The 23,030-nt window shown below is 64.6% G+C and carries 15 protein-coding genes; 7 read left to right on the top strand and 8 right to left on the bottom strand.

What is annotated here, in order from left to right; translation table 11 throughout:
* Window position 1: 1 nt before the first annotated feature.
* The 5 genes from AC5P9N_RS15905 (at window position 2) to AC5P9N_RS15885 (ending at window position 4,749) form a co-directional block, all read left to right on the top strand.
* Window positions 2-1,252 (top strand): NAD(P)/FAD-dependent oxidoreductase, encoded by a 1,251-nt coding sequence (locus AC5P9N_RS15905; RefSeq protein WP_005410513.1) that lies wholly within the window; start codon window positions 2-4, stop codon window positions 1,250-1,252.
* Complete coding sequence (gene gorA / locus AC5P9N_RS15900; protein WP_076739740.1) at window positions 1,249-2,607, top strand: glutathione-disulfide reductase; 1,359 nt, start codon at window positions 1,249-1,251, stop codon at window positions 2,605-2,607. The genes AC5P9N_RS15905 and gorA overlap by 4 nt, the downstream gene beginning before the upstream one ends.
* Before the next feature lie 118 nt (window positions 2,608-2,725).
* Window positions 2,726-3,646, top strand: coding sequence for a DMT family transporter (locus AC5P9N_RS15895; protein ID WP_076739739.1), 921 nt, complete (start codon window positions 2,726-2,728; stop codon window positions 3,644-3,646).
* Window positions 3,643-3,981 (top strand): MGMT family protein, encoded by a 339-nt coding sequence (locus AC5P9N_RS15890; protein ID WP_223846496.1) that lies wholly within the window; start codon window positions 3,643-3,645, stop codon window positions 3,979-3,981. Before AC5P9N_RS15895 ends, AC5P9N_RS15890 begins: the two co-directional genes overlap by 4 nt.
* 93 nt (window positions 3,982-4,074) lie before the next feature.
* Window positions 4,075-4,749 (top strand): rhomboid family intramembrane serine protease, encoded by a 675-nt coding sequence (locus AC5P9N_RS15885; protein WP_005410509.1) that lies wholly within the window; start codon window positions 4,075-4,077, stop codon window positions 4,747-4,749.
* A gap of 49 nt (window positions 4,750-4,798) precedes the next feature.
* On the opposite strand, the gene AC5P9N_RS15880 is transcribed toward AC5P9N_RS15885, so the two are convergent.
* The 7 genes from AC5P9N_RS15880 to AC5P9N_RS15850 form a co-directional block, all read right to left on the bottom strand.
* Window positions 4,799-6,382 carry a phytoene desaturase family protein gene (locus AC5P9N_RS15880; protein WP_043034752.1) on the bottom strand — a complete coding sequence of 528 codons (1,584 nt, stop codon included), beginning with the start codon at window positions 6,380-6,382 and terminating at the stop codon, window positions 4,799-4,801.
* Window positions 6,383-6,458: 76 nt separating this feature from the next.
* Window positions 6,459-6,953, bottom strand: a complete 495-nt coding sequence (locus tag AC5P9N_RS15875) for a VOC family protein (protein WP_043034753.1) — start codon at window positions 6,951-6,953, stop codon at window positions 6,459-6,461.
* A 125-nt stretch (window positions 6,954-7,078) separates the two neighbouring features.
* Window positions 7,079-9,088 carry a M13 family metallopeptidase gene (locus AC5P9N_RS15870; protein ID WP_043034754.1) on the bottom strand — a complete coding sequence of 670 codons (2,010 nt, stop codon included), beginning with the start codon at window positions 9,086-9,088 and terminating at the stop codon, window positions 7,079-7,081.
* Window positions 9,089-9,275: 187 nt separating this feature from the next.
* Window positions 9,276-12,371 carry a TonB-dependent receptor gene (locus AC5P9N_RS15865; protein ID WP_208180523.1) on the bottom strand — a complete coding sequence of 1,032 codons (3,096 nt, stop codon included), beginning with the start codon at window positions 12,369-12,371 and terminating at the stop codon, window positions 9,276-9,278.
* A gap of 272 nt (window positions 12,372-12,643) precedes the next feature.
* Entirely contained in the window at window positions 12,644-14,746 is a 2,103-nt protein-coding gene (locus AC5P9N_RS15860; protein ID WP_043034822.1) for a M13 family metallopeptidase, read from the bottom strand.
* Window positions 14,747-15,042: 296 nt separating this feature from the next.
* On the bottom strand, window positions 15,043-17,865 hold the full coding sequence (locus tag AC5P9N_RS15855; RefSeq protein WP_043034756.1) for a TonB-dependent receptor domain-containing protein: 2,823 nt from the start codon (window positions 17,863-17,865) through the stop codon (window positions 15,043-15,045).
* A 362-nt stretch (window positions 17,866-18,227) separates the two neighbouring features.
* The gene (locus tag AC5P9N_RS15850; RefSeq protein WP_005410501.1) at window positions 18,228-21,035 is read right to left on the bottom strand and encodes a TonB-dependent receptor plug domain-containing protein; all 2,808 of its coding nucleotides are present in this window, start codon (window positions 21,033-21,035) and stop codon (window positions 18,228-18,230) included.
* A gap of 213 nt (window positions 21,036-21,248) precedes the next feature.
* Here AC5P9N_RS15850 and apbC point away from each other — a divergent pair, with 213 nt between their 5' ends.
* On the top strand, window positions 21,249-22,103 hold the full coding sequence (apbC, locus tag AC5P9N_RS15845; protein WP_005414099.1) for an iron-sulfur cluster carrier protein ApbC: 855 nt from the start codon (window positions 21,249-21,251) through the stop codon (window positions 22,101-22,103).
* A gap of 78 nt (window positions 22,104-22,181) precedes the next feature.
* Window positions 22,182-22,754 carry a dCTP deaminase gene (gene dcd, locus AC5P9N_RS15840; RefSeq protein WP_005410499.1) on the top strand — a complete coding sequence of 191 codons (573 nt, stop codon included), beginning with the start codon at window positions 22,182-22,184 and terminating at the stop codon, window positions 22,752-22,754.
* 106 nt (window positions 22,755-22,860) lie between these two features.
* Here dcd and AC5P9N_RS15835 read toward each other — a convergent pair whose 3' ends face one another.
* Complete coding sequence (locus AC5P9N_RS15835; RefSeq protein ID WP_005410498.1) at window positions 22,861-23,028, bottom strand: LiaI-LiaF-like domain-containing protein; 168 nt, start codon at window positions 23,026-23,028, stop codon at window positions 22,861-22,863.
* Window positions 23,029-23,030 lie beyond the last annotated feature (2 nt).

Genomic DNA, 23,030 nt, shown 5'->3' with positions numbered 1-23,030 from the left:
GATGCAGGGCGCGCGCGAGGATGTGATCGTGGTCGGCGCCGGTGCCATTGGACTGGCTGCCGCACTCGCGCTGCGCGCACAGGGCCGGCAGGTACGCGTGATCGACCGTGGGCGTGTCGGCGGCGCGACCTCGCATGGCAACTGCGGCACCATCACCCCCAGCCACGCGCCACCGCTGGCAGCGCCCGGCGTGCCGTTGCGCGCGCTGCGCTGGATGCTCGATCCGCGTGCGCCGCTGTACGTGCGTACACGCCTGGACCCAGCATTGTGGCGCTGGCTGCTGCAGTTCGGGGCGCGCTGCAACGCACGCGACTGGCTGCACGCCACGCGGGCACGCGGCGCATTGTTGAATGATTCACGGCTGCGCCTGGCGCAGTGGGTGCAGACGCATGCGCTGGACTGCGAGTTCGAGGCGCGCGGTCTGGACTATGTGTTCGGTGACGCCCGCAATTTCGATCACCACGCTGCCGAGTGTGAGGCGCTGAACGCACAGGGCATTGCCTCGGCGCGCATTGATGGCACCGACTACGCGCGTGACAATCCGGCGTTCCATGATCGCCTTGCCGGTGCGATCCACTTCCCCGGCGATGCCCAGCTGCGTCCGGACCGCTACACCGCCGAACTGGCGCGCGTGCTGCGGGCACAGGGCGTGGTGATCGAAGAGCAGTCGGACGTGGAGGATTTCAGCGCCGATGCGCAGGGTGTGCGCGTGCGTGTCGGTGAACGCATGCTGCTGGCGCGCGAGCTGGTGCTGGCGACCGGGCCGTGGTCACCGCGCTGGGCGCGGCAACTGGATCTGCGCGTGCCGATCCAACCCGGCAAGGGCTACTCGCTGACCTGGTCACGACCGGCGCAGGTGCCGCAGCGTCCAGTCGTGCTGAAGGACCATTCCGTGTTCGTGATCGCCTGGCGCGAAGCGCTGCGGCTGGGCGGCACCATGGAATTCGCCGGTGCCGATCCGCAGCTGCGCACGACCCGCCTGCAGGCCTTGCAGCAGGCCGCCGACCACTACCTGCGCGCGCCACGTGGTGTGCAGCTGCAGGAGCAGTGGTGCGGGTGGCGCCCCATGAGCGTGGACGACGTGCCGTTGATCGGCCGCGCGCCCGCGCATCCTCACGTCTGGCTTGCAGCGGGGCATGGCATGCTCGGCATCAGCATGAGCGCCGGCACCGGCCAGCTGATCGCCGATCTCGTCTGCGGCCGCACGCCGGCGATCGATCCTGCCCCTTACCGACCCGAGCGATTCCGATGAGCACTGCACCCTATGATTACGACCTGATCGTCCTTGGCGGTGGTTCCGCCGGCCTGGCTGGCGCGATCCGCGCCGCGCAGCACGGCAAGCGCGTGGCGCTGCTGGAGCCTGGTGAACTGGGCGGGACCTGCGTCAACGTCGGCTGCGTGCCGAAGAAGGCCATGTGGCTGGCGGCCGACCTGCACGAGCGCATCGGCCTGGCCAGTGCCATGGGTTTCGATGTCAAGGCACGCCCGGCATTGTCGTGGAAGGAGCTGGTGATCCATCGCCAGGCCTACATCAGCAACATCCACACCAGCTACCACAAGCGCCTGGACGAAACCGGCGTGGTGCGCATTCCGGCGCGCGGTCATCTGCTAGATGCGCATACCGTGGCCTGCAGCGATGGCGTGCGTTACAGCGCTGAACACATCCTGATCGCCACCGGCGCGCACCCGCTGCGGCCTGACATCCCCGGTGCCGAACTGGGCCTGGTTTCCGATGATTTCTTCGATCTGCGCGCGGCACCGGCCGAGGTGGCGATCATCGGTGGCGGTTACATCGCGGTGGAGCTGGCCGGCCTGCTGCAGGCACTGGGCAGCAAGGTGAGCCTGCTGGTGCGTGGCCAGCGGCTGCTGGATCGCTTCGATTACGAGCTGACCGATCAGCTGGCCGAGAACCTGAAGCAGCAGGGCGTGCGCATCCATTTCGGCTATCGCCTGCGCGAACTGCAGCGCGATGGCGAACGCGTACGTGCATTCGGCCATGATGGCCCGCTCGACAGCGTGTTCGACGCGGTGTTCTTTGCCACCGGCCGCCGTGGCAACAGCCGCGATCTGGGCCTGGAAGCGCTCGGCATCGGTATCGGCGAACACCAGCAGGTGCAGGTGGACGAATGGCAGACCACGTGTGTGCCGAGCGTGCACGCGGTGGGCGACATCGCTGGCAAGGTCGGCCTGACCCCGGTGGCGGTGGCCGCTTCGCGGCGGCTGATGGACCGCCTGTTCGGTGGCCGCCCGCAGTCGAAGATGGATTACGAGAACGTGGCCAGCGTGGTGTTCTCGCATCCACCGCTGGGCGCGGTGGGCATGAGCGAAGAAGAGGCGCGCGCGCGGTTCGATCAGGTGAGCGTCTACCACAGCCGTTTCCGTCCGATGCTGCAGGCGCTGGCCAACGGCACCCAGCGCAGCCTGTTCAAGATGGTCTGTGCCGGTCCGGAAGAACGGGTGGTGGGCATCCACCTGCTGGGCGAAGCGGCCGACGAGATCCTGCAGGGCTTTGCGGTGGCGGTGAAGATGGGCGCGACCAAGGCCCAGTTCGACGACACCGTGGCGATCCACCCGACCTCGGCCGAGGAAGTGGTGCTGATGCGCTGAGCTGGACGGTTTTAGAGCCGAGCGCAGGCTCGGCTCTCCAGGTCACCAGGCGCACCCATGCGACAATGGACGCCCTTACGCCTTCCCTGGCCGCCCCGTGCGGCCCGCCGTCGTCCTGATGTCCAGCCCCGCTTCCCGTATCGCCACCGCTTCCCCACGCATCGCGCTGGGAGGCATCGGCCTGGCCGCGATCGGCGCCATCGCCGCCTCCGGCAAGGCCATCATCGTCAAGCTCGGCCTGCGTCACGGCGTGGATGCCACCACGCTGCTCGCCCTGCGCATGCTGATGGCGCTACCGCTGTTCGTGCTGATGGCACTGTGGGCCGCGCGCCGGACCGAGCCGCTGTCCTGGGCCGACCGCGCCCGCGTGTTGTGGCTGGGCTTCACCGGCTACTACCTGTCCAGTCTGCTCGACTTCCAGGGCCTGCAGTACATCAGCGTGACCCTTGAGCGCCTGATTCTTTACTTGAACCCGACCCTGGTGCTGCTGATCAACGTGCTGCTGGCGCGCCAGCGGCCCGGTCGGTGGCAGATCGGCGCGCTGGTGCTGAGCTATCTGGGCGTGCTGCTCGCCTTCGGCCACGATCTGCAGCGCGAGGGCGGGCAGATCATCGTCGGCAGCCTGCTGGTACTGGGCAGTGCGCTCAGCTACGCGCTGTACCTGTTCGGCAGTGGGCAGGTGGTCGCACGCATCGGCGCGGTGCGGTTGACCGCCTATGCCAGCTGCGTGGCCAGCGTGCTGGTGCTGCTGCATTTCGCGGTGACCCATTCGCTGCCGTTGCTGTGGCAGGCACCGGCGCCAGTGCAATGGCTGTCGCTGGTCAATGCCACCGTGTGCACGGTGCTGCCGGTGCTGGCGATCATGCTGGCGGTGCAGCGCGTGGGTTCGTCGCTGGCCGCGCAGGTCGGTATGCTGGGCCCTGTTTCCACCATCGTGATGAGCCTATGGCTGCTCGACGAACCGATGGGGCCGGCGCAGATCGCCGGCACCGTGCTGGTACTGATCGGCGTACTGTTGGTGACCCGCCTGCGGCGCTGACACCGGAGCAGGCGCGTGCGCGCATCCTGGCGGTGATCCGCGCGATCCCCGCAGGGCAGGTGATGGGCTACGGCCAGGTGGCGATGCGCGCGGGCCTGCCCGGGCGTGCACGCCTGACCGCGCGCATCCTGGGCCAGAACGACGACCCGGACCTGCCCTGGCACCGCGTGCTGCGCTCGGATGGGCGAATTGCCATGGAAGAAGGGTCGGCCGGATGGCGCGAGCAGTCACAGCGGTTGCGCGCGGAGGGCGTAGTGGTGGAGAACGGCCGGGTGCGGATGCCGGCGGCTGATCCGGCAGCGGCACTGGATGCCGCTGTGTGGGGCCCGGGATGAGCACCGCTGGCGACTGAACAGGCCGGACCTGAGGGCCGCCAACAAGACACGGTGCTGCGGCTATGATGGAGGCCGTTCCATGCCGGTACTCCCATGTTCCCGCGACTGCCAACCGTCACCAAGGCCCTGCTGATCGCCAATGCGATCCTGTTCCTGCTGCAGCAGCCGTTCCTGCTCGGCATGCAGACCTTCGAGCCGTTCATGCTGCAACCGCTGCAGCAGGGCTTCGATGCGTTCTCGCCGGGCGGCAACTTCCAGCCGTGGCAGCTGCTGACCTATGGCTTCCTGCATGGCAGCTTCGGCCACCTGTTCTTCAACATGCTGGCGGTCTTCATGTTCGGCGCGCCGCTGGAGCAGACCTGGGGCGAGAAACGCTTCCTGCTGTATTACCTGGTGTGCGTGGCTGGTGCAGGCGTCTGCCAGCTGCTGGTGGGCACGCTGCTGGAAAACCCGGCGACGGTGCTGGGCGCCTCCGGTGGCGTGTTTGGCCTGCTGCTGGCCTACGGCATGCTGTTCCCCAACCAGCGGGTGATGCTGCTGTTCCCGCCGATCCCGATGAAGGCGCGGACCTTCGTGATCCTGTTCGGCGTGGGCGAACTGGTGCTGGGCATGACCGGCTGGCAGCCGGGCGTGGCCCATTTCGCGCACCTGGGCGGCATGCTGTTCGGCTGGTTGCTGATCCGTTACTGGCGCGGGCAGCCGCCGTTCAACAAGCGCCGCCCGCCCGGCCCCCCGAAGCGCCCGAACCATCTGCGCAGCGTCAAATGATCCGAAGGATCACTTGACGCCCAGGTGCCGACCGTTGGTCGGCACACCGCTACAGGTCCCGCAGCACCACCTGCGCCGCATTGTGCCCCGGTGCACCGGTAACACCACCGCCGGGATGGGTACCCGACCCGCACAGATACAGGCCGGGAAGGGCGCCGCGATAGCCGGCCTGGCCGACCATCGGCCGCGCCGAGAACAACTGGTTGGCGCTCAGTGCGCCGTGGAAGATGTCGCCGCCGACCAGGCCGAAGGTGCGTTCCAGATCGAGCGGGGACAGCACCTGACGACCGAGCACGCTGTCAGCGAAGCCGGGCGCATAGCGTTCAACGGTAGCGATCATCAGGTCGGCTACCGTGTCGCGGTGGTCATCCCAGTGACGCCCATCAGGAAGTACCGGCGCCACGTGCTGGCAGAACAGGCTGGCCACATGCTGCCCGGGCGGTGCGAGTGAATCGTCCAGCGTACTGGGTATCAGCATTTCCACGATCGGTTCGCGCGACCAACCGTCGCGGCGCGCATCCAGCCAGGCGCGATCCATGTAGTCCAGGCTGGGTGCCATGATGATGCCGGCGCTGAGGTGATCGCCCGGACCGGGCAGGGCGCGGAACTCCGGCAGCCGCGACAGCGCCACGTTCATCCGGAAGGTGCCGGAACCGCAGCGCCAGTTCGTCATGCGTTCGCGTGTGGCAGCCGGTACCTGCGCCGGCTCCAGCAGCTGTTCGTACAGCAGCTTCGGATTGACGTTGGCGACCACCGCGCGTGCACGCAGGGTTTCGCCGTTGGCCAGTTCCACCCCCACGGTGCGGCCCTGTTCGGTCAGTACCCGTCGCACGCCGGCATCCACGCGCAGCTCGGCCCCGGCCTCGCGCGCCGCGCTGGCGATGGCCTGGCTGATCGCGCCCATGCCACCCATCGCATGGCCCCATGCACCCTTCACGCCATTGCACTGGCCGAACACGTGATGCAGCAACACGTAGGCGCTGCCCGGTGTGTATGGACTGGCATAGTTGCCGACGATGCCATCGAAGCCGAACAGCGCCTTGATCGGCTCGCTCTCGAACCAGCGGTCCAGGTATTCCGCCGCCGACAGAGTGAACAGGTCCAGCAGCTCCTGCCGCAGCGGTGCATCCAGCGCCGCCAGTTCGCGGCCGAGCTTCCCCATCTGCCAAAGTGCGGGCAGGCCGCGCCAGCCGCCGGCGACGCCGATGTCCGGTGGCGCGCGGAGAGCCCACGCGCGCAGTACATCGGCGAAGATCTCCAGGCGTGCTTCGTACGCTGGCAGGCGCTGTGCATCCCGAGCGGAGAATCCAGCGACTTCGGCCTGGGTGCGGCCAGGTGCCGACAACAGGTAGCGGTCGTCGGGCAATGGCAGGAAGTTGTTGGCCGGGCGCGTGACAATGCGCAGCCCATGCGCATGCAGTTGCAGGTCTTCGATCACCTTCGGTTGCAACAGCGACACCGTGTACGACGCCACCGAGTTGCGGAAGCCGGGATGGAACTCCTCGGTGACCGCCGCTCCGCCGAGCACGCCGCGCCGTTCAAGGACCAGCACCTTCTTTCCGGCCTTCGCCAGATAGGCCGCACAGACCAGGCCGTTGTGGCCACCCCCGATGATGATTGCATCCCAGGACATCAGCACCTCAAAAAAAGGGGACGGAGGGGATCAAGTCGCAATTCGCACTGGGTCGGCAGCGGTGGGCAGAAACGACTTAATCCCCTCCGTCCCCTTTTTTTATCGCCGCTTCGATGGTGGCGATGTCGATCTTCTTCATCGGCATCATCGCGTTGAAGGCGCGCTTGGCCAGTGCCCTGTCCTTGCTGGTCACCGCTTCGATGAGCATGCGCGGGCTGATCTGCCAGGAGATGCCCCAGCGATCCTTGCACCAGCCGCATTGGCTCTCCTGGCCACCGTTGCCGACGATCGCATTCCACAGGCGGTCGGTCTCGGCCTGGTCCTCGGTCTGGATCTGGAAGGAGAACGCTTCGCTGTGCTTGAACGCGCTGCCGCCGTTGAGGCCGACGCAGGGAATGCCGCAGACGGTGAATTCGACGGTCAGCACGTTGCCTTCCTTGCCATCCGGGTAGTCGCCCGGCGCGTGATGCACGGCGGTGACCGCGCTGTCGGGCAGGAGGCTGGCATAGAAGGTGGCGGCCTCGAGCGCGCCGTTGTCGTACCAGACACAGATGGTGTTCTTGTGTGCCATGTCGGGGCTCCGCGATGGACGAGGCCGCAGCGATAGCACGCCGGGTGTTAAGCCGGGATCGTGCTGCACCTGCAAAAAAAGGGCGCCCGAAGGCGCCCTCTGCATTGCCAGTTGCAGCAGTTCACTCAGCGCCAGACCTTGATCTGCTCGGCTTCGCTGCGCTGCATCGGCTGGCCGGCCTTGCAGCTGAAGGTGGCACCGAACGCCGGCAGGTTGGCCAGCGTGCCGTTGCTGCGCCATAGGCCCGGTGCACGGATGTCGGCGGTCAGGCGACGCACGGCCTCGTTCGGCGACAGCTGCTGCGCCCACAACGCCGACCACGCGCGGAAGAAGCCCTGTTGCTGTGCCGGCTTGGCCTTCGGCTCCTGCGCGGTGTACGCGGCCCACGCCAGTTCCAGGCCGGCGATGTCGGCCAGGTTCTCTTCCTGGGTGAGCGTGCCGTTGACCTTGGCACCCTTCACGCCCGGGAAGTCGTACGCGCTGTACTGCGCGGCCACGCGATTGCCGAGCAGGGTCCAGGCGGTCTTGTCGGCCGGGGTCCACCAGCTGCGCAGTTCGCCCTTGGCATCGACCAGTGCGCCCTTGGCATCGATCGCACGGGTCAGCTCGTGGCCGACCAGGCCACCGAAGCTGCCGAACTTGTCGGCAGCGTCGGCCTTGGCGTTGAACACCGGCCCCTGCAGGATCGCAGCGGTGACGATCAGGCGGTTCTGCGCCAGATCGTAGGCCAGCGACGGCTGCTGCGGCAGCACGTCCCAGCGGCGGTCGGCGTTGCCCTTGCCGATGCGCTTCATTTCCTCGCGATGGCGCCAGGTCGACGCGATCAGCATGTTGCCGCCGAACGAGCCGCGGCCCATCGGCTGCACGCTGTAGTCGAGGTCGCGCAACGGGGTGCCGATCTCGATCTTCAGCGCGGCCAGCTTGGCCTGCGCTTCGGTCTTGGCTTCGGCACTCATCCAGCTGCTGTTCTTGACGGCTTCGATCTGTACTTCGCGCACCTTGTCGACGATCCACGCCGCCTGGCGACGATCTTCGGCGGACAGGTAACGGGCGGCGTATTCGCGACCGAGCATCGGGCCGGCGGCCACGTTGATCGCCTCCAGCACGTCTTCCCAGCGCTGCGGCGGCAGGGTTTCGCCACGCAGCACGCGGCCGCGGAACTCGAATTCGGCGTCGCGGTAGGCCTTGGACAGGTAGGGCGCCATCGAGTCGCCCACGCGCCAGCGCAGGTAGGCCTTCCACTGGTCCGGCTTGAGCTTGGTGACCATGCCATCGAGCTGCTTGAACAGGCCCGGGTCGGCCAGCGAGACCAGGTCGTCGTCCACGCCCTGGGCCTTCAGGAACGCATCCAGCTGCAGGTTGCGGTAGCGGCTGTTGAGCTCCTTGGTGGAGATCGGCGCGTAGTTGTTGAATGGGTTGTTGATGCCGGCCAGCGACTGCGCGTTGCGCGCCAGTTCGGTTTCCAGTGCGATCACCGATTGCGCCTCGGCATCCAGCTTGGCGGCCGGAGTGCCGGTCAGTGCCAGGATCTGCTTGACGTAATTGCGGTAGCGGCCCATCAGCGCCACGGTGTCGGCGTCGGTGCGGGTATAGAACGCCGGGTCCGGCAGGCCCATGCCGCCCTGCATGAAGTAACCGATGTGGCGGTCCAGCGCCTTCAGGTCCACGTCCGGGCCGAAGTTGAAGGCCACCGGGATGCCGACCTGGTGCAGCGCGGCGATCGAGGCCGGCACATCCTTGGCCTTCTTGATCGCGTTGATGCGGGTCAGCAGCGGGGCGATCGGATTGGATCCGTCGGCTTCCACGGCGGCTTCGTCCAGGCCGCTGGCCCAGAAGTCGCCCAGCAGTTTCTGCACGTTGCCCTGCGGCGCCTTCATGGCTGCGTCGAGCAGTTCACGCTGCTGCTGACGGCTGCGGTCGACCAGCTGGCCCAGCGCGGTGGTGGCACCGGTCTGTGGCACCGGGTTGGCCTTCAGCCAGCCTGCGTTGGTGGCGTCATAGAAGTCGCTGCACTGGGCGCTGACGGCCGGGGCGCGCGCGGCCTTCTTCTTGGCGGCGGCGAACGCATCATGGGTCGGGACCAGGGTCGCCAGGCTGATGCCCAGGGCGATGGCAAGCGGACGGAAATTGGGCATGTGGAACGAATCCGTGATGGATTGAGGGCGCGCGCACTATAGCAAGCCGGGAAGCTGCCCGGGATGAGGGACCGGGAATGCAACCTTCCGGATAAAAAAATCCCCCTGCCGAAGCAGGGGGAGGAGAGATGGCTGGGGGCCGTGCAGACGACCCCACACCCAAGAGTGGAACATTCGCTCGACTTGCTTAGAAGTCGTAACGAGCCGACAGGCGAACCTGACGCGGTGCGGTGTAGCCCAGAGGCTGGTTGTAGCGCTGATCCGGCGTCACGCGATCGGTTGCGTAATTGCTGTAGTAGAACGTCGGCTCCTGGCGATTCAGCACGTTGAGTACGTCGGCCTGGAGGGTCAGCTTCTTGTCAGCCCACAGCGGGGTGTAAGCCAGCGACAGGTTCAGGGTGTAGTTCCACGGCGTGTCACCCTTGCTGCCACGTGCCGAGAAAGCGTAGTCGCTGGACGGCGGGATGTAGCCTGCCGAGCCCGGAGCGGTACCGCTGCCTGCCAGGCCGCAGAAGTGATAGTAGGCGCCGTTGTACAGGCCCTGGTCTGCAGTCGGGTAGAAGCTGGTGCAGGAACGCGGACGACCCGAATCGATCAGCAACGAACCACCCACGCGCCATTCTTCGCTGATCTGGTACGCGCCGAATGCCTTGATCTGGTGTGCACGGTGGTTCGGCAGTCGGCCGTTTGCACCGACCATCAGCTGCGGCAGGTCCCAGTCCTGCGTGGCCGACACGTCGGTCTGGCCACCGGTACCGGTGTCGAGGTCGGAAGCCAGCTGACCTTCAGTGTTGCCGTAGTTGCGCGAGAAGGTGTAGTTGATCTTGCCGTTGAACTTCTCGCCGATCGAGCCTTCCAGGAACAGGTCCAGTGCGTAGTAGCGACGCTTCAGCTTGGGCAGGTTCAGCTCTGCTGCTGAATAGGTCACCTGCTCGAAGCTGCCGTCTGCCTGCTCCTGCCAGAAGGTGTTGGATTCACCCGGATTGAAGATGAAGCAGCCACCGCCCAGCGCCGGTGTGCAGGTATCGTCGATTGCGCTCTTCAGGTCACGGTAGGTGAACTTCGCACCCCAGGTCAGGTTGCTGTTGAGCACCTGCTCCATGCCGATGATGTACTCGTCCTGATAGTGGGACTTCAGGTTCACGGCTGCCACGGTGCGCGGATCCGGAGCGTCACCGCATTCGAGGTTGGACGAGATTGCATTCGGCTTGCCGGGGCAGGTGTAGCCCTTGCTCTGGTCCACGGGCACGTTCACCAGGCCGGTCGGCGTACCATCGGCGGCGACGCCGGTGTAGGTGAAGTACTCCATGGTGTACAGAGAGCCGGAAGCGGCGCGCACGGCGACGTTGTTCGGCAGTGCCAGGTGGTAACGGCCGGCATTGGCAAACAGCTTCAGGGTCGAATCACCATGGACGTCCCAGACAGCGCCCAGGCGCGGAGCCCACTGGTTGTCCTGCTTGACGTACACCTCACCGGCGCTGGTGTAGTTCTTGAAGGTCTCGTTGCGCAGGCCCAGCTGCAGCAACAGGTTGTCGGTAACCTGCCAGCGATCTTCGATGTACTGCGCGCTCTGCTTGGTCTTCACCTGAGCAATCTGGGTGTAGTACTGCTGGCGCACGTAGTAGCCCTGGTTGCCCAGGCCGCCGGCTGCGGCCGGGGAGCCTACGCCATGGGAGGCGTCAATGGCGGCGTTCGGGTTGTTGGTGCGCGAGTAGACCCAGACGAAACCGCCACCGTATTCGCTACCGGTGAACGACTCCGCTTCCATGTTGTCCAGACCCGCTCGAAGGTCGTGGTTGCCCAGACGATAGTTGACGTCGAAGCGGAAGCCCTTGGTTTCGTCATAGGCGCCCGGGACGTTGACGGTAGCCGCAGTCCAGCAACCTGCGTAGTTGGCAGCCGGAATGCCTGGTGCGCGCGTGGTGGCCGAAGACGAGGTGCGCGGGCACGCCGGGTTGTAGCCCCAGGGCGACTGGCTGTGATCGACCTTCTGCGTACCGTACAGGGCCGAGATGGTCAGGTCGTCAGTCAGGTAGCCGGTGTACTTGCCGACGTACAGACGTGCCTTGTCTTCGTTGTAGGTGCCTGCGTTCTGGACGTTGCCCGGGGTTCCGGTGGCGTAGTCGTAGGTGTAGCCATCGCTGTAGTACTTGGTGACGTCGGATACACCGGTCAGCTCAAGGAGATGGTTGTCGGTGATGTTCCAGTCGATCTTCGCAGCCCAGCGGGGGTACTCGTACTCGTACTCCTGCCATGCATTGGTGGTGGTCGCCGCTGCCTGCGATGTGGAGGCCACGCCTTCACCCTGTCGCTTGGTCAGTTCGACGTTTGCGTAGAAGAACAGCTTGTCCTGCACGATCGGGCCGCTGGCATAGATGCCGCTGCTCTGGGTCCAGCTCTGGGACTTCTTGCGAGTCTGGTACAGCTTGCCGTCGGTGCGCTTGGTCGGGTCGGCGTTGTCATCGCCGTAGAAGCCCGTATTCGGGAAGTACAGGTCCTTGGGTTCCGAACGAAGCGATTCCGGGCTCCAGTAGGTGTACGCACCGGCATGGAACTCGTTGGAGCCGCGCTTGGTGACCACGTTCACCACACCACCGGTGGCGCGACCAAACTCGGCACCATAGCCGCCCGTGAGCGTCTGCTGCTGGGCCAGGGCATCGAAGGGCAGCGTGGTGAAGCCGATGGAGGTCAGCGGATTGGTGACCGGATAGCCGTTGATGTAATAGGCATTCTCGGAGGAGGCTGCACCACCGAAGCTCGGTACCGTATTGCCATTGGCGGTATAGGCGGAGTTGGACACCACGCTCGGTGCCAACAGGGCGATGCTGGCAATGTCACGGCCGACGGCGATCTTGTTGATCTGCTCGGCGGTGAACACGGTGCGGGTGTCGATCTGGGTAACGTCCACGCGCGGAACAGCTGCAGCGGTTACTTCCACGCGGTCCAGATTCTGCACATTGCCGCCCGCGCCGAAGGAGACGTCGGTACCGCTGGCAATGATCACCTGCACGGAGTCGCGGGTCGCCACGACCTCGCCGTTCTTCTGCAGGGTGACCTTGTAGTTGCCGTTGGGCAGGTCAGCTGCACGGTAGCGGCCGTTCTTGTCCACGGTCACGGTGCGGCTCAAGCCGGTGCCCAGATTCTGGACGGTCACGGTGCTGCCAGGCTCGCCAGAACCATAGATGTTGCCGGTCACGGATTGGGCGTGTGCGGCGCCCGCCAGGCACAGGCCCAGCGCCACAGTCAGACCCGCGCGACGCAGCTGCTTGGAATGCTTGCTCATCGAGTTCCCCGAAAGTGAATATTGAAAATTAACAGGGGTTGAACAGACCCCTGAATCAATGAATAACAGATGAACTCACATGGGCGCAACCGATTCGTAATGTTTTTTTCACAGATCTGCGCTAAGCCCTTGTGGCACAAGGGCTTGACGTCGATCACAAAAAAGGCCCGGAACCAGGTCCGGGCCTTCAACAGCCTTCCGACATCGCCGGATGGCGCCAAAAACTCACATTTTATTCAGGTTGAGTGGACGTTCTGATCGCTCTTCACGGCTTACCAGATCACCACCTGCTGGTCGCCGCTGCGGGCCATCGGCGAACCGGCCTTGCACTGGAACGCGGCGGCGAAGGTCGGCAGGTTCGACGGCGCACCCATGGCGCGGAACTGCGCCGGGGCGTGCGGGTCGGTCGCCAGGCGGACCTTGGCGTTCTCCGGGGTGTACTTGGTGCGCCACACGGTGGCCCAGTTGAAGAAGAAGCGCTGGTCGCGGGTGAAGCCGTCCACCTTCGGGTCTTCCTTGCCGGCGCTGGCCTTCTGCAGGGCATCGTAGGCGGTAGCCAGGCCGCCCAGGTCGGCGATGTTCTCACCCAGGGTCAGGTGGCCGTTCACCGCCTGGCCGTCGACCTTGTACTGGTCGAACTGCTTGACCAGCTTGCCGGTCAGGCCTTCGAAGTTCTTCTTGTCAGCGGCGGTCCACCAGTCTTCCATGTTGCCGGTCGGCCCGAAACGTGCGCCCTGGTCGTCGTAACCGTGGGTCATTTCGTGGCCGATCACCGCGCCGATGCCGCCGTAGTTCAGTGCGTCGTCGGCCTTCGGATCGAAGAACGGCGGCTGCAGGATGGCGGCCGGGAACACGATCTCGTTCTGCAGCGGGTTGTAGTAGGCGTTGACCGTCTGCGGGGTCATGCCCCACTCGGTCTTGTCCACCGGCTTGCCGATCTTGGACAGGTTGAACTTGTAGTTGAACTCGTTGGCCGCGCGCACGTTGCCCAGGAAGCTGTCGCGCTGGGTCTGCAGGCCCGACCAGTCACGCCACTTGTCCGGGTAGCCGATCTTCGGGGTGAAGGTTTCCCACTTGGCGATGGCCTTGGCCTTGGTTTCATCGCTCATCCAGCTCAGGCCCTGGATGCGGTCCTTCAGCGAGGCGGCCAGGTTCTTCACCAGTTCTTCCATCTTCGCCTTGGCTTCCGGCGAGAAGGCCACCTTCACGTACAGCTGGCCAAAGGCTTCACCGGCGTCATTCTCGATGGTGCCCAGCACACGCTTCCAGCGCGGCTTCTGCTCCTTCTGGCCGTTGAGGGTTTTGCCGTAGAACTCGTAGTTCTCCTGCACGAAGGCATCGGCCAGGTACGGCGAGGCGCTGTCCACGGTGTGGAAGCGCAGGTAGGCACGCCACACCGACGGATCGGTGTCGCCCAGCGCCTTGCTCACTTCCTCATGGAAGGCCGGCATGGCCAGCGAGAACTTCTCCGGTGCGGCCACGCCCTGCGACTTGAAGAACTCGGTCCAGCTGAAGTTCGGGGTCAGCTTGTCCGCGTCGGCCACGGTGACCGGGTTGTAGTACAGCTCGACGTTGCGCGAAAGTTCGACACGCGACTTGGACGCCTTGGCCAGGCGGGTCTCGAACTTGACCACGTCCTCGGCCTGCTTGGCAGCGTCGGCAGCAGCGACGCCGGACAGCTCCAGCACCTTGGCGACGTGCGCCTGGTAGGCCTTCAGCTTGTCGGCGTTCTTGGCATCGGTGTAGTAGGTGCTGTCCGGCAGGCCCAGGCCGCCCTGGCTGGCGTAGGCCATGTTCACGGCCGAGTTCTTGAAGTCGGCTTCGGCGCCGAAGCCGAACAGGACGTTGTCACCCTTGGCGGCGCTGGTGCGCAGGTAGTTGGCGATGGCCGCCTTGTCCTGCAGGCCATCGATCGCGGTCAGGTCGGCCTTCAGCGGCTCGATGCCCTGGGCGTTGATCTTGGCCTCGTCCATGCCGGTGGCCCACAGGTCACCGACGATCTTCTCGATGTGGTTCGGGGTCTTCACCTGCGCGACCTGTTCGGCCAGCTGGTGCTGCACGGCCACCGAACGCTCGTCGAGGATGGTGAAGGCGCCCCAGCTGGTGCGGTCGCCCGGGATTTCATTGGCGGCCAGCCACTTGCTGTTGACGTAGTCGCCGAAGGCGCCACAGGCGTCCTTGCTGGTATCGAGGTCGCTGGGCTGGAAGGCGTTGTAGGCCGGCAGCTTGCTCTCGTCCAGCGTGTAGTTTGTGGCTTCGGCGGCAGCCGGCGTGGAGGCGGTGGCATCCTTGGCCGGGGTTTCGTTCTTGCCGCAGCCAACCAGCGCGGCCGAAACGGCCAGGGTCAGCAGCACGATCTTGGGAGTACGGGTCACTTTGATGGCCTCCAGGCCGAGTGAGTCAGGGAAGGGCCGCAGGGACGGCCGTGGGCCGAACGATACGCCGCCGGCCTGGCCTGCAAGGGTGTCGAAGGTCATGGGCGGGCGCAAGGGCCAGAAACGGAAAAGACCCGATGCGGGACATCGGGTCTCAGGGCGGCCTCAGTCATGGGAGGCGCTGTTCAGGGTAACGCTCCGGGTGCGATGAGCAGCACCGATGCCCTTGCGGGCAAGCATCCGGTTTCCGCAGGGAGGCCCCTCGATGAGAGGCTCCCACCATCCTGCGGCTGTGCTTACTTCCTGCCGAAGTCGTACTGGGCCTGGACGTAGATCGCCCTTCCGTAGGCGTTGTACAGGGAGTTGTTGTACGGCACGTCGATGTTGCCCGCGTAGGAGTGCTGCTGGTTGTCCGGCACCTTGTTGAACAGGTTGTTGACCATCAGCGAGAACGTCAGGTTGTCCATCGCGCGGTAGTTCACGCTCAGGTTGTACGTCGTGTAAGAGCCCCACTTGCCAGCCTTGTAGCCGGACGTCGGATCGACATAGTCATAGCCACGGCCCAGGTAGGACAGGTAGTTCGGCGTGCGGCCGATGTAATTGAAGTACAGCGTGGTGGTGAACTTGTCGATCGCCCAGCCGATCGAGCCGTCAGCCCGGACCTTGGCGTAGGAGTCGTACACCCACATTGCGTACGGGTTGCCCAGCAGATCCAGGAACGGGTCGTTGAGCTGCGGCTGCAGTTCACGCTTGAGCATGTTGGTGTAGTTGCTGGAGAACTGCAGCGAACCGAAGCGACCGATGTCCTGTACGTACTTGAAGCTGGCAGTGACCGCCTCGAGGTTCTGCCGTGCCACGTTCAGCTTCGGCGTGTAGATCTCCTCCAGCGCGCCGGTGGCATCACGGGTGACCCAGTTGGCCACTTCCTCGCAGGTGGCGCCGGCGGTGTTGGTCAGGCCGTTGCGGCAGTAGTACTCGGCCAGCAGCAACTGGTCGGAGCTGAGGGTGTTGACCTCGTTCTTGATCTTCCAGTTGTAGTAGTCCAGGGACACCGACAGGTTGTTGATCGGCGCCCACACCAGGCCCGCGTTCCACACATCGGCGGTAATCGGCTTCAGCTCCGGATTGCCCGACTGGGTGCCGAACACCGACACGCTGCCGTAGCGGCAGTCGACCGTGTTGGACGGATCGAACCCGAGCTGGCCACAGCGGTAGTAATCCTTGGACCCATTGGCGTAGTAGCCGCTCTTGCCCTGGAAGGCATCGGGCAGGGACGGGGCGCGGAACGCGGTGCCGTACTTGCCGCGGACCAGCAGGCTTTCGAAGGGGCGGAACTCGAGGCCGATGCTGTAGGTGGGCTTGTCTACGGTATGGCCGGCGATCTTGAAGTTGTCGTAGCGGCCGGAAGCGGTGACCGTCAGCATGTCATGCAACGGCAGACGCAGTTCGCTGGTGACAGCGTAGTTGCTGCGATGGCCGTTGCCCGCCACCGAGGTGGTACCGAACACCGTACCGTCGGTCAGGCGCACGTCCGGCGTGTAGTTCCACCCTTCGCTGCCGCCTTCAACCACGGCGGCAAAGCCGGCGTCGCCACCGGGCAGCCTGAACAGCGAGCTGTTGGTGATCTGCGCGCGGGTCTGGGTCTGCCAGGTGCGGCTGCGGCTGGTGGTGAAGCCGGTGAAGCTCTGGAAGGCCCCTTGCGGCAGCTGGGAATAGAAAGCGCCCCAGTTCGGGTTGTAGATGTTGTAGCCGTCGTCGGTCTGGCCCAGCACCGGTCCCAGCACGTTGTCGGCAAACCAGTTGTTGATCGGGTCGTTCCAGCGTGCATAGCCACGCTCGTTGAGCTTGTACTCGCCGCGGGTGACGCTGGCCTCGTAGTCCCAGTTGCTGCCGATCGCGCCGCGTGCACCGAGCGTGACCTGATAGGACTTGCTGCGGTCGGTATTCATGATGTCGCGGTAGCCAATGCCGCCGATGTCTTCGGGTGCGAACACGCGTTGCAGCCCCAGATAGCGACCACTGGACTGATCGAAGAACGGACCCATGCTGATGTCCGTGCCCCAGTAGTTGTAGCCGGCACCGGTGTTGTACTTGACGGTTTCGTAGCTGTAGAGGACATCGCCGAACAGCTGCAGGTTGTCATTCACATCGTAGGTCAGCGACGAATAGAACTGGCTGCTTTCCTTGCTGTTCTTGATCGTCTTGTAACCCGCACCGAACGCGGAGCCGCAGGATTGTCCAGCGCGGCGCGTACCGAGGATGGTGGTGCCGCCGAACTGGCCGGAAACGCCGGCGCAGTTGTTCGGATCCATCATCAGGAAATCATTGGTATCCGCGTCGAAGACCAGGAAGTCGTTCGAGGGCAGCTGGCGCGTGTAGCCATGCGGATTGTTCTGCTTGGTGATGTCGCGCTGGTAACCCCAGATCGGGTTGGTCTTTTCATACTGCACATTGACCAGGGCGCGGAAGCGATCGTCCTTGCTGTTGAAGCCATTGGCGCCGCTCACGCGGAAGCTGGCGCCACCGCCATCGGAATAGGCGCCGCCGCGCACGTTCAGCGTGCCGCCGTCCATGCGTTCCTTGAGGATGATGTTGACCACGCCGGCGATCGCGTCCGAACCGTACAGGGATGACTGGCCACCCGGCAGCACCTCGATGCGGTCGACGATGTCGATGGGGATGCCGCTGATGTTGTTGAACGCGTCGCTGCCGTTGTACAGCGCCGGATACGAGAGCATCGGGCGGCCGTTGATCAGGTACTTGGTGTAGCCCGGGTTCAAGCCGAACATGCCAGCCGCTTCAGCACCCTGGGTGAAGGATGCCGAGGTCTGGCCGCCTTGCAGGCCGCCGGTGGTCAACGAGGACTGCTGCAACACTTCGGCAACGCTGGAGAAACCGCGCGCCTGAATCGCCTCGGCGCTGATGGTCAGCACCGGCGTCTGGTTTTCGATCTGCGTCTGCGGGATCAGCGAGCCGGTGACCGTGACCCGGTCCAGGTTGGTCGCGGCCTTGCTGCTGTCCTGGGCGAGTACGGTGGCGCTGCTGCCGGTCAGCAACAAGCCGCAGGCGACGGCGTGGGTGAGCGGGTGGTGCGAGAATGCGAAGCGACGACGAGACATGCGATTACTCCGTGTGATCGTGATGACGCGTGTATCCCTTTCCTGGGATTTCGATTCTGTTCAGCTGCCTTGCCTATGCGGTTTGGCGGCGTGGCGTCAACGTAACACACGCTTAACGTGCCTTGCGTAGTTCTGTAACGGTCGGTGACGGACGGTTGCGCGCTTGGTGAAAAGCCCCTTCTCCACAGGCATTTCTGCCCTTTTCCGGATTATCGGAAAGCAGGAAAAATGAATATTTGATAAATTCAACTGACATTAACAATCGATACGTCGCGGGCTTTCCCCATGCCGCATAGAAGTAAAAAAAAAGGCCCCGCCGAAGCGGGGCCTGGTCCAGACACGAAGTCCGGAAAACGACGGGATCAGAAGTTGTACTTGACCTGGGCCGAGATCTGGCGGCCGTAGACGCTGTAGAAGCCGTCATTGAACGGGGTCGATTCGTTGCCCGGGTAGTTGTAGCGCTGGCCTTCCGGCAGCTTGTTGAACACGTTGTTGACCATCAGCGACAGGACCAGATCGTCCTGTGCCTGGTAGTTCATGCTCAGGTTGTACGTGGTGTACGAACCCCACTTACCGGCCTTGGCACCGGAAGAGTGGACATAGCCGTAGCTGCGGCCGGTGTAGGCCAGGTAGTTCGGGGTGCTGCCGACGTAGTTGGCGTACACGGTGGTGGTGAACTTGGCGATGTTCCAGGCCACCGACAGATCGCCACGGACCTTGGCGAAGTTGTCGTAGTACCACATGTTGTACGGATCGCTCAGCAGGTCGAGCTTGGCGGCGCCCGGCATCGGCTGCACTTCACGCTTCAGCATGTTCGTGTAGTTGCCGGAGAACATCAGCGAGCCGAAGCGGCCGATATCCTGCTGGTACTTGGCCGCCACCGTCACCGCTTCCAGGTTCTGGCTGGCGACGTTGAGCTTCGGCGTGTACACCCGGGTCAGGTTGCCGCCGGCATCGCGCGACACCCAGTCGGTGACGTTCTGGCAGCTGGCCGAGGTGTTGTTCGGCAGGCCGTTGTGGCACTGGTACTCGGCCAGCAGCAGCTGGTCGGTGCTGAGGGTCTTGACCTCGTTCTTGATCTTCCAGTTGTAGTAGTCGGCCGACAGCGAGAAGTTGCTCACCGGGGCCCACACCACGCCTGCGCTCCACACGTCGGCGGTGATCGGCTTCAGGTCCGGATTGCCGGACTTTTCGCTGTACACCGAGGTGTTCTTGTAGAACGAGCAGGCCTCGTCACGCAGGCCGTAGCCCAGCTGGCTGCAGCGGTAGTAGTCATTCTGGCCGGACGAGTACGAGCCGCTCATGCCCTGGAAGGCATCGGACAGGGTCGGTGCACGGAAGGCGGTGCCGTACTTGCCGCGCAGCAGCAGGCTCTCGATCGGACGGAATTCCAGGCCGATGCTGTAAGTGGCCTTGTCGACGGTCTTGTCGGCGATCTTGAAAGCGTCATAACGGCCCGAGGCGCTGACGGTCAGCTTCTCCAGCAGCGGCATGCGCAGTTCGCTGGTGACCGCGTAGTTGCTGCGGTGGCCGGCGCCCGCGACGGCGGTGGTGCCCCACACGTTGCCGTCGACGAAGGCCTGGTCCGGCGAGTAGTCCCAACCTTCGCTGCCACCTTCCAGCACGACGGCCAGGCCGGCGTCACCGCCCGGCAGGCTGAACAGCGAGCCGTTGGTCACCTGCACGCGACCCAGGTTCTGCCAGGTCTTGCTGCGGTGGGTGCCGTAGCCGGTGAAGCTGGCGAACTGGTCCGGGGTGATCGGCGAGTAAAAGGCAGCGTAGTTCGGGTTGTAGATGCCGAACGTGGCGGTCGGGTCCTTCGGGTCGGTGTAGGTGCCCAGGCGCGGGCCCAGCACGGTCTGGCCGAAGAAGTCCTCGATCTTGTCCTTCCAGCGCACGAAGCGGTTCTGGTCCAGGCGGTACTCGCCACGGGTGAAGCTGGCGCTGTAATCCCAGTCGCCGACCATGCCCTTGCCGCCCAGGGTGACCTGGTAGGCGCGGCTCTCATCGGAATTCAGGATGTTGTTGTAGTCGCCTGCGCCGATCTCCTCCGGCGCGAAGGCGCGCTGCAGGTTCACGACCTTGCCTGCGCCCTGGTCGTAGAAGCCACCCATGACCGACTTCGTGCCCCACCAAAGGGCGCTGGAGCCGGAGGTGAACTCGGTCTTTTCCTTGCTGTACAGCACGTCGGCGAACAGCTGGAAGTTGTCGTTCACGTCGAAGGTCATCGACGAGTAGAACTGGCCGCTGTTCTTGCCGTTCTTCAGGGTCTTGTAGCCGGCGCTGTACACCGAACCGCAGGACTCGCCCGACGCGCGCTTGCCGACGACGGTGGTGCCGTCGTACAGGCCTGCCACGTTGGCGCAGCGGCTCGGGTCCATCATCAGCAGCTTGTTGTCTGCATTGGTGATGACGGCGAAGTCGTTCGACGGCACCTGCGCGGTGTAGCCGACCGGGTTGTTCTGCTTGGTGATGTCACGCTGGTAGCCCCAGATCGGGCTGCCGTTCTCGATCTGCACGTTGACCAGCGCGTGGAAGCGGTCGTCGAACGCGTTGAAGCCCTTGGCTGCGCTGAAGCGGATATTGCTGCCGCCGCCTTCGGTGTAGGTGCCGCCACGGACGGTCATCGTACCGCCGTCCATGCGCTCCTTCAGGATGATGTTGACCACACCGGCGATCGCGTCCGAGCCGTACAGCGAGGACTGGCCACCGGGCAGCACTTCGATGCGCTCGACGATGTCGATCGGAATGCCGCTGATGTTGTTGAAGGTGTCGCTACCGTTGTACAGCGCCGGATACGAGAGCATCGGGCGGCCGTTGATCAGGTACTTGGTGTAACCCGGGTTCAGGCCGAACATGCCGGCTGCTTCAGCGCCCTGGGTGAACGAACCCGAGGTCTGGCCACCCTGCAGGCCGCCGGTGGTCAGCGAGGACTGCTGCAGCACTTCAGCAACGCTGCTGAAGCCGCGGGTCTGGATGTCTTCGGCGGTGATGGACATCACCGGGGTCTGGGTTTCAACCTGGGTCTGCGGGATCAGCGAACCGGTGACGGTGATCTTGTCCAGGTTGGTCGCCTTGTCCTGGGCCATTGCCGGGGCGGCGGCCATCAGGGCGGAAATCAGGGCGACGGCGAGCGTGTTGCGACGTGCGGTGTTGCTTGCGTATTTCATGTAGTTCCAATAGAGAGCAAAAACAAAAATCGGCACTGCGCATGCGCCATCGTGCGCGCTGGAAACCAGCTCCGCAGCCCAAAACAGTGCTTCAGGAACGTAACATGAACTTAACAATCTGTGCACGAATCTGTAGCAATCCTGAATTTCAGTCAGGCTACGTCCAGCTTGTATGATGTTGGGTTATTCCCCCTGATACAGCTGGTGCCCGTTGTGAACAGTTCCCCCCGCCGCCCCCATGCCAGCCAGGTCCAGAAGGGACTGACGCCACATGCCCGCATCCGCAATGTCATCGCGGTCGGCTCCGGCAAGGGCGGCGTGGGCAAGTCGACCACCGCGGTCAATCTGGCCGTGGCGCTGCAGCAGCTGGGCGCACGTGTCGGCGTGCTGGACGCGGACATCTACGGCCCCAGCGTGCCCGCCATGCTGGGCTTGTCCGGGCGGCCGGAAAGTCCCGACAACAAGAGCATCGAGCCCCTGCGCGCGTTCGGCGTGGACACGATGTCGATCGGTTACCTGATCGAAGAGGACACGCCGATGATCTGGCGCGGTCCGATGGCCACCTCGGCAATGACCCAGCTGTTCAACGACACGCTGTGGGATGACCTGGATTTCCTGCTGATCGACCTGCCGCCGGGCACCGGCGACATCCAGCTGACCCTGACCCAGAAGATTCCGCTGGCCGGTGCGGTGATCGTCACCACGCCGCAGGACATCGCCACGCTGGATGCGAAGAAGGCGCTGAAGATGTTCGAGAAGGTCGAGGTGCCGGTGCTGGGCATTGTCGAGAACATGGCCGTGCACACCTGCAGCAACTGCGGGCATGTCGAGCATCTGTTCGGCGAGGGCGGTGGCGAGCGCATGGCCGCGCAGTACGGCGTGCCGCTGCTGGGATCGCTGCCGCTGCAGATCGGCATCCGCGAGCAGGGCGATAGCGGTACCCCGATCACCGTGGCGCAGCCCGATTCGGTGCCGGCGCAGGCCTACCGCCATGCCGCGCAGCGCCTGATCGAGGAAGTGGGCAAGCGCCCGCGGGCGTCGATTCCGATCCTGTCGTCGCTGCTGTAAGCACCTCGGCCGGGGCCGTCGGCGATGCCCGGCCCCCTGCTAGAATCCTCGCGCCCCTCGTATCCCCCAGGACAAAGCATGAGCATCAAGAGTGACCGTTGGATCCGCCGCATGTCCGAGCAGCACGGCATGATCGAGCCGTTCGAGGCAGGGCAGGTCAAGCAGGCCAACGGCGAGCGCATCGTCAGCTACGGCACGTCCAGCTATGGCTACGACGTGCGCTGCTCGCGCGAGTTCAAGGTGTTCACCAACATCAACTCGACCATCGTCGATCCCAAGCATTTCGACTCGGGCAGCTTCGTCGACATCACCGCCGACGAGTGCATCATTCCGCCGAACAGCTTCGCCCTGGCGCGTACCGTCGAGTACTTCCGCATCCCCCGCGACACCCTGGTGGTGTGCCTGGGCAAGAGCACCTATGCGCGCTGCGGCATCATCGTCAACGTGACGCCGCTGGAGCCGGAATGGGAAGGCCACGTCACCCTGGAATTCAGCAACACCACGCCGCTGCCGGCGCGCATCTACGCCAACGAAGGCGTTGCACAGATGCTGTTCTTCCAGGCCGCGGCCGATGATATCTGCGAGACGTCGTACCGCGATCGTGGCGGCAAGTACCAGGGCCAGACCGGTGTGACCCTGCCGCGGACCTGAAGATTGCAGGCGGTTTGTGGAGCCGAGCCATGCTCGGCTTCAAGGCGGGGCAGCCGAGCATGGCTCGGCTCTGCATGAACGAGGGCGGCGCAATGCGCCGCCTTCGTTACTTTCCGCGCCCGAACAGCATCGCGATCCCGACACCCACCAGCGCCACCGGCCACCAGGTCAGCAGCAGCTTTGACAGGTTCAGGTGCGTCCAGCCGAGGTTGCTGGCGAGCATGAACAGGCCGATCAGGATCAGCAGGATGGCGGCAACGAGGTTGAATCGCATCG

Source organism: Stenotrophomonas sp. YJH_SMC_6, assembly GCF_059371335.1.
Note: the sequence above shows the minus strand (reverse complement) of the source record. Positions and strands in the feature narration are given on the sequence as shown.

What these genes read in the sequence shown, in the direction of transcription:
- AC5P9N_RS15905 (WP_005410513.1), top strand. Translation starts at nt 2, where the DNA reads ATGCAGGGCGCGCGCGAGGATGTGATCGTGGTCGGCGCCGGTGCCATT.
- gorA (WP_076739740.1), top strand. Translation starts at nt 1,249, where the DNA reads ATGAGCACTGCACCCTATGATTACGACCTGATCGTCCTTGGCGGTGGT.
- AC5P9N_RS15895 (WP_076739739.1), top strand. Translation starts at nt 2,726, where the DNA reads ATGTCCAGCCCCGCTTCCCGTATCGCCACCGCTTCCCCACGCATCGCG.
- AC5P9N_RS15885 (WP_005410509.1), top strand. Translation starts at nt 4,075, where the DNA reads ATGTTCCCGCGACTGCCAACCGTCACCAAGGCCCTGCTGATCGCCAAT.
- AC5P9N_RS15880 (WP_043034752.1), bottom strand. Translation starts at nt 6,382, where the DNA reads ATGTCCTGGGATGCAATCATCATCGGGGGTGGCCACAACGGCCTGGTC.
- AC5P9N_RS15875 (WP_043034753.1), bottom strand. Translation starts at nt 6,953, where the DNA reads ATGGCACACAAGAACACCATCTGTGTCTGGTACGACAACGGCGCGCTC.
- AC5P9N_RS15870 (WP_043034754.1), bottom strand. Translation starts at nt 9,088, where the DNA reads ATGCCCAATTTCCGTCCGCTTGCCATCGCCCTGGGCATCAGCCTGGCG.
- AC5P9N_RS15865 (WP_208180523.1), bottom strand. Translation starts at nt 12,371, where the DNA reads ATGAGCAAGCATTCCAAGCAGCTGCGTCGCGCGGGTCTGACTGTGGCG.
- AC5P9N_RS15855 (WP_043034756.1), bottom strand. Translation starts at nt 17,865, where the DNA reads ATGTCTCGTCGTCGCTTCGCATTCTCGCACCACCCGCTCACCCACGCC.
- AC5P9N_RS15850 (WP_005410501.1), bottom strand. Translation starts at nt 21,035, where the DNA reads ATGAAATACGCAAGCAACACCGCACGTCGCAACACGCTCGCCGTCGCC.
- dcd (WP_005410499.1), top strand. Translation starts at nt 22,182, where the DNA reads ATGAGCATCAAGAGTGACCGTTGGATCCGCCGCATGTCCGAGCAGCAC.
- AC5P9N_RS15835 (WP_005410498.1), bottom strand. Translation starts at nt 23,028, where the DNA reads ATGCGATTCAACCTCGTTGCCGCCATCCTGCTGATCCTGATCGGCCTG.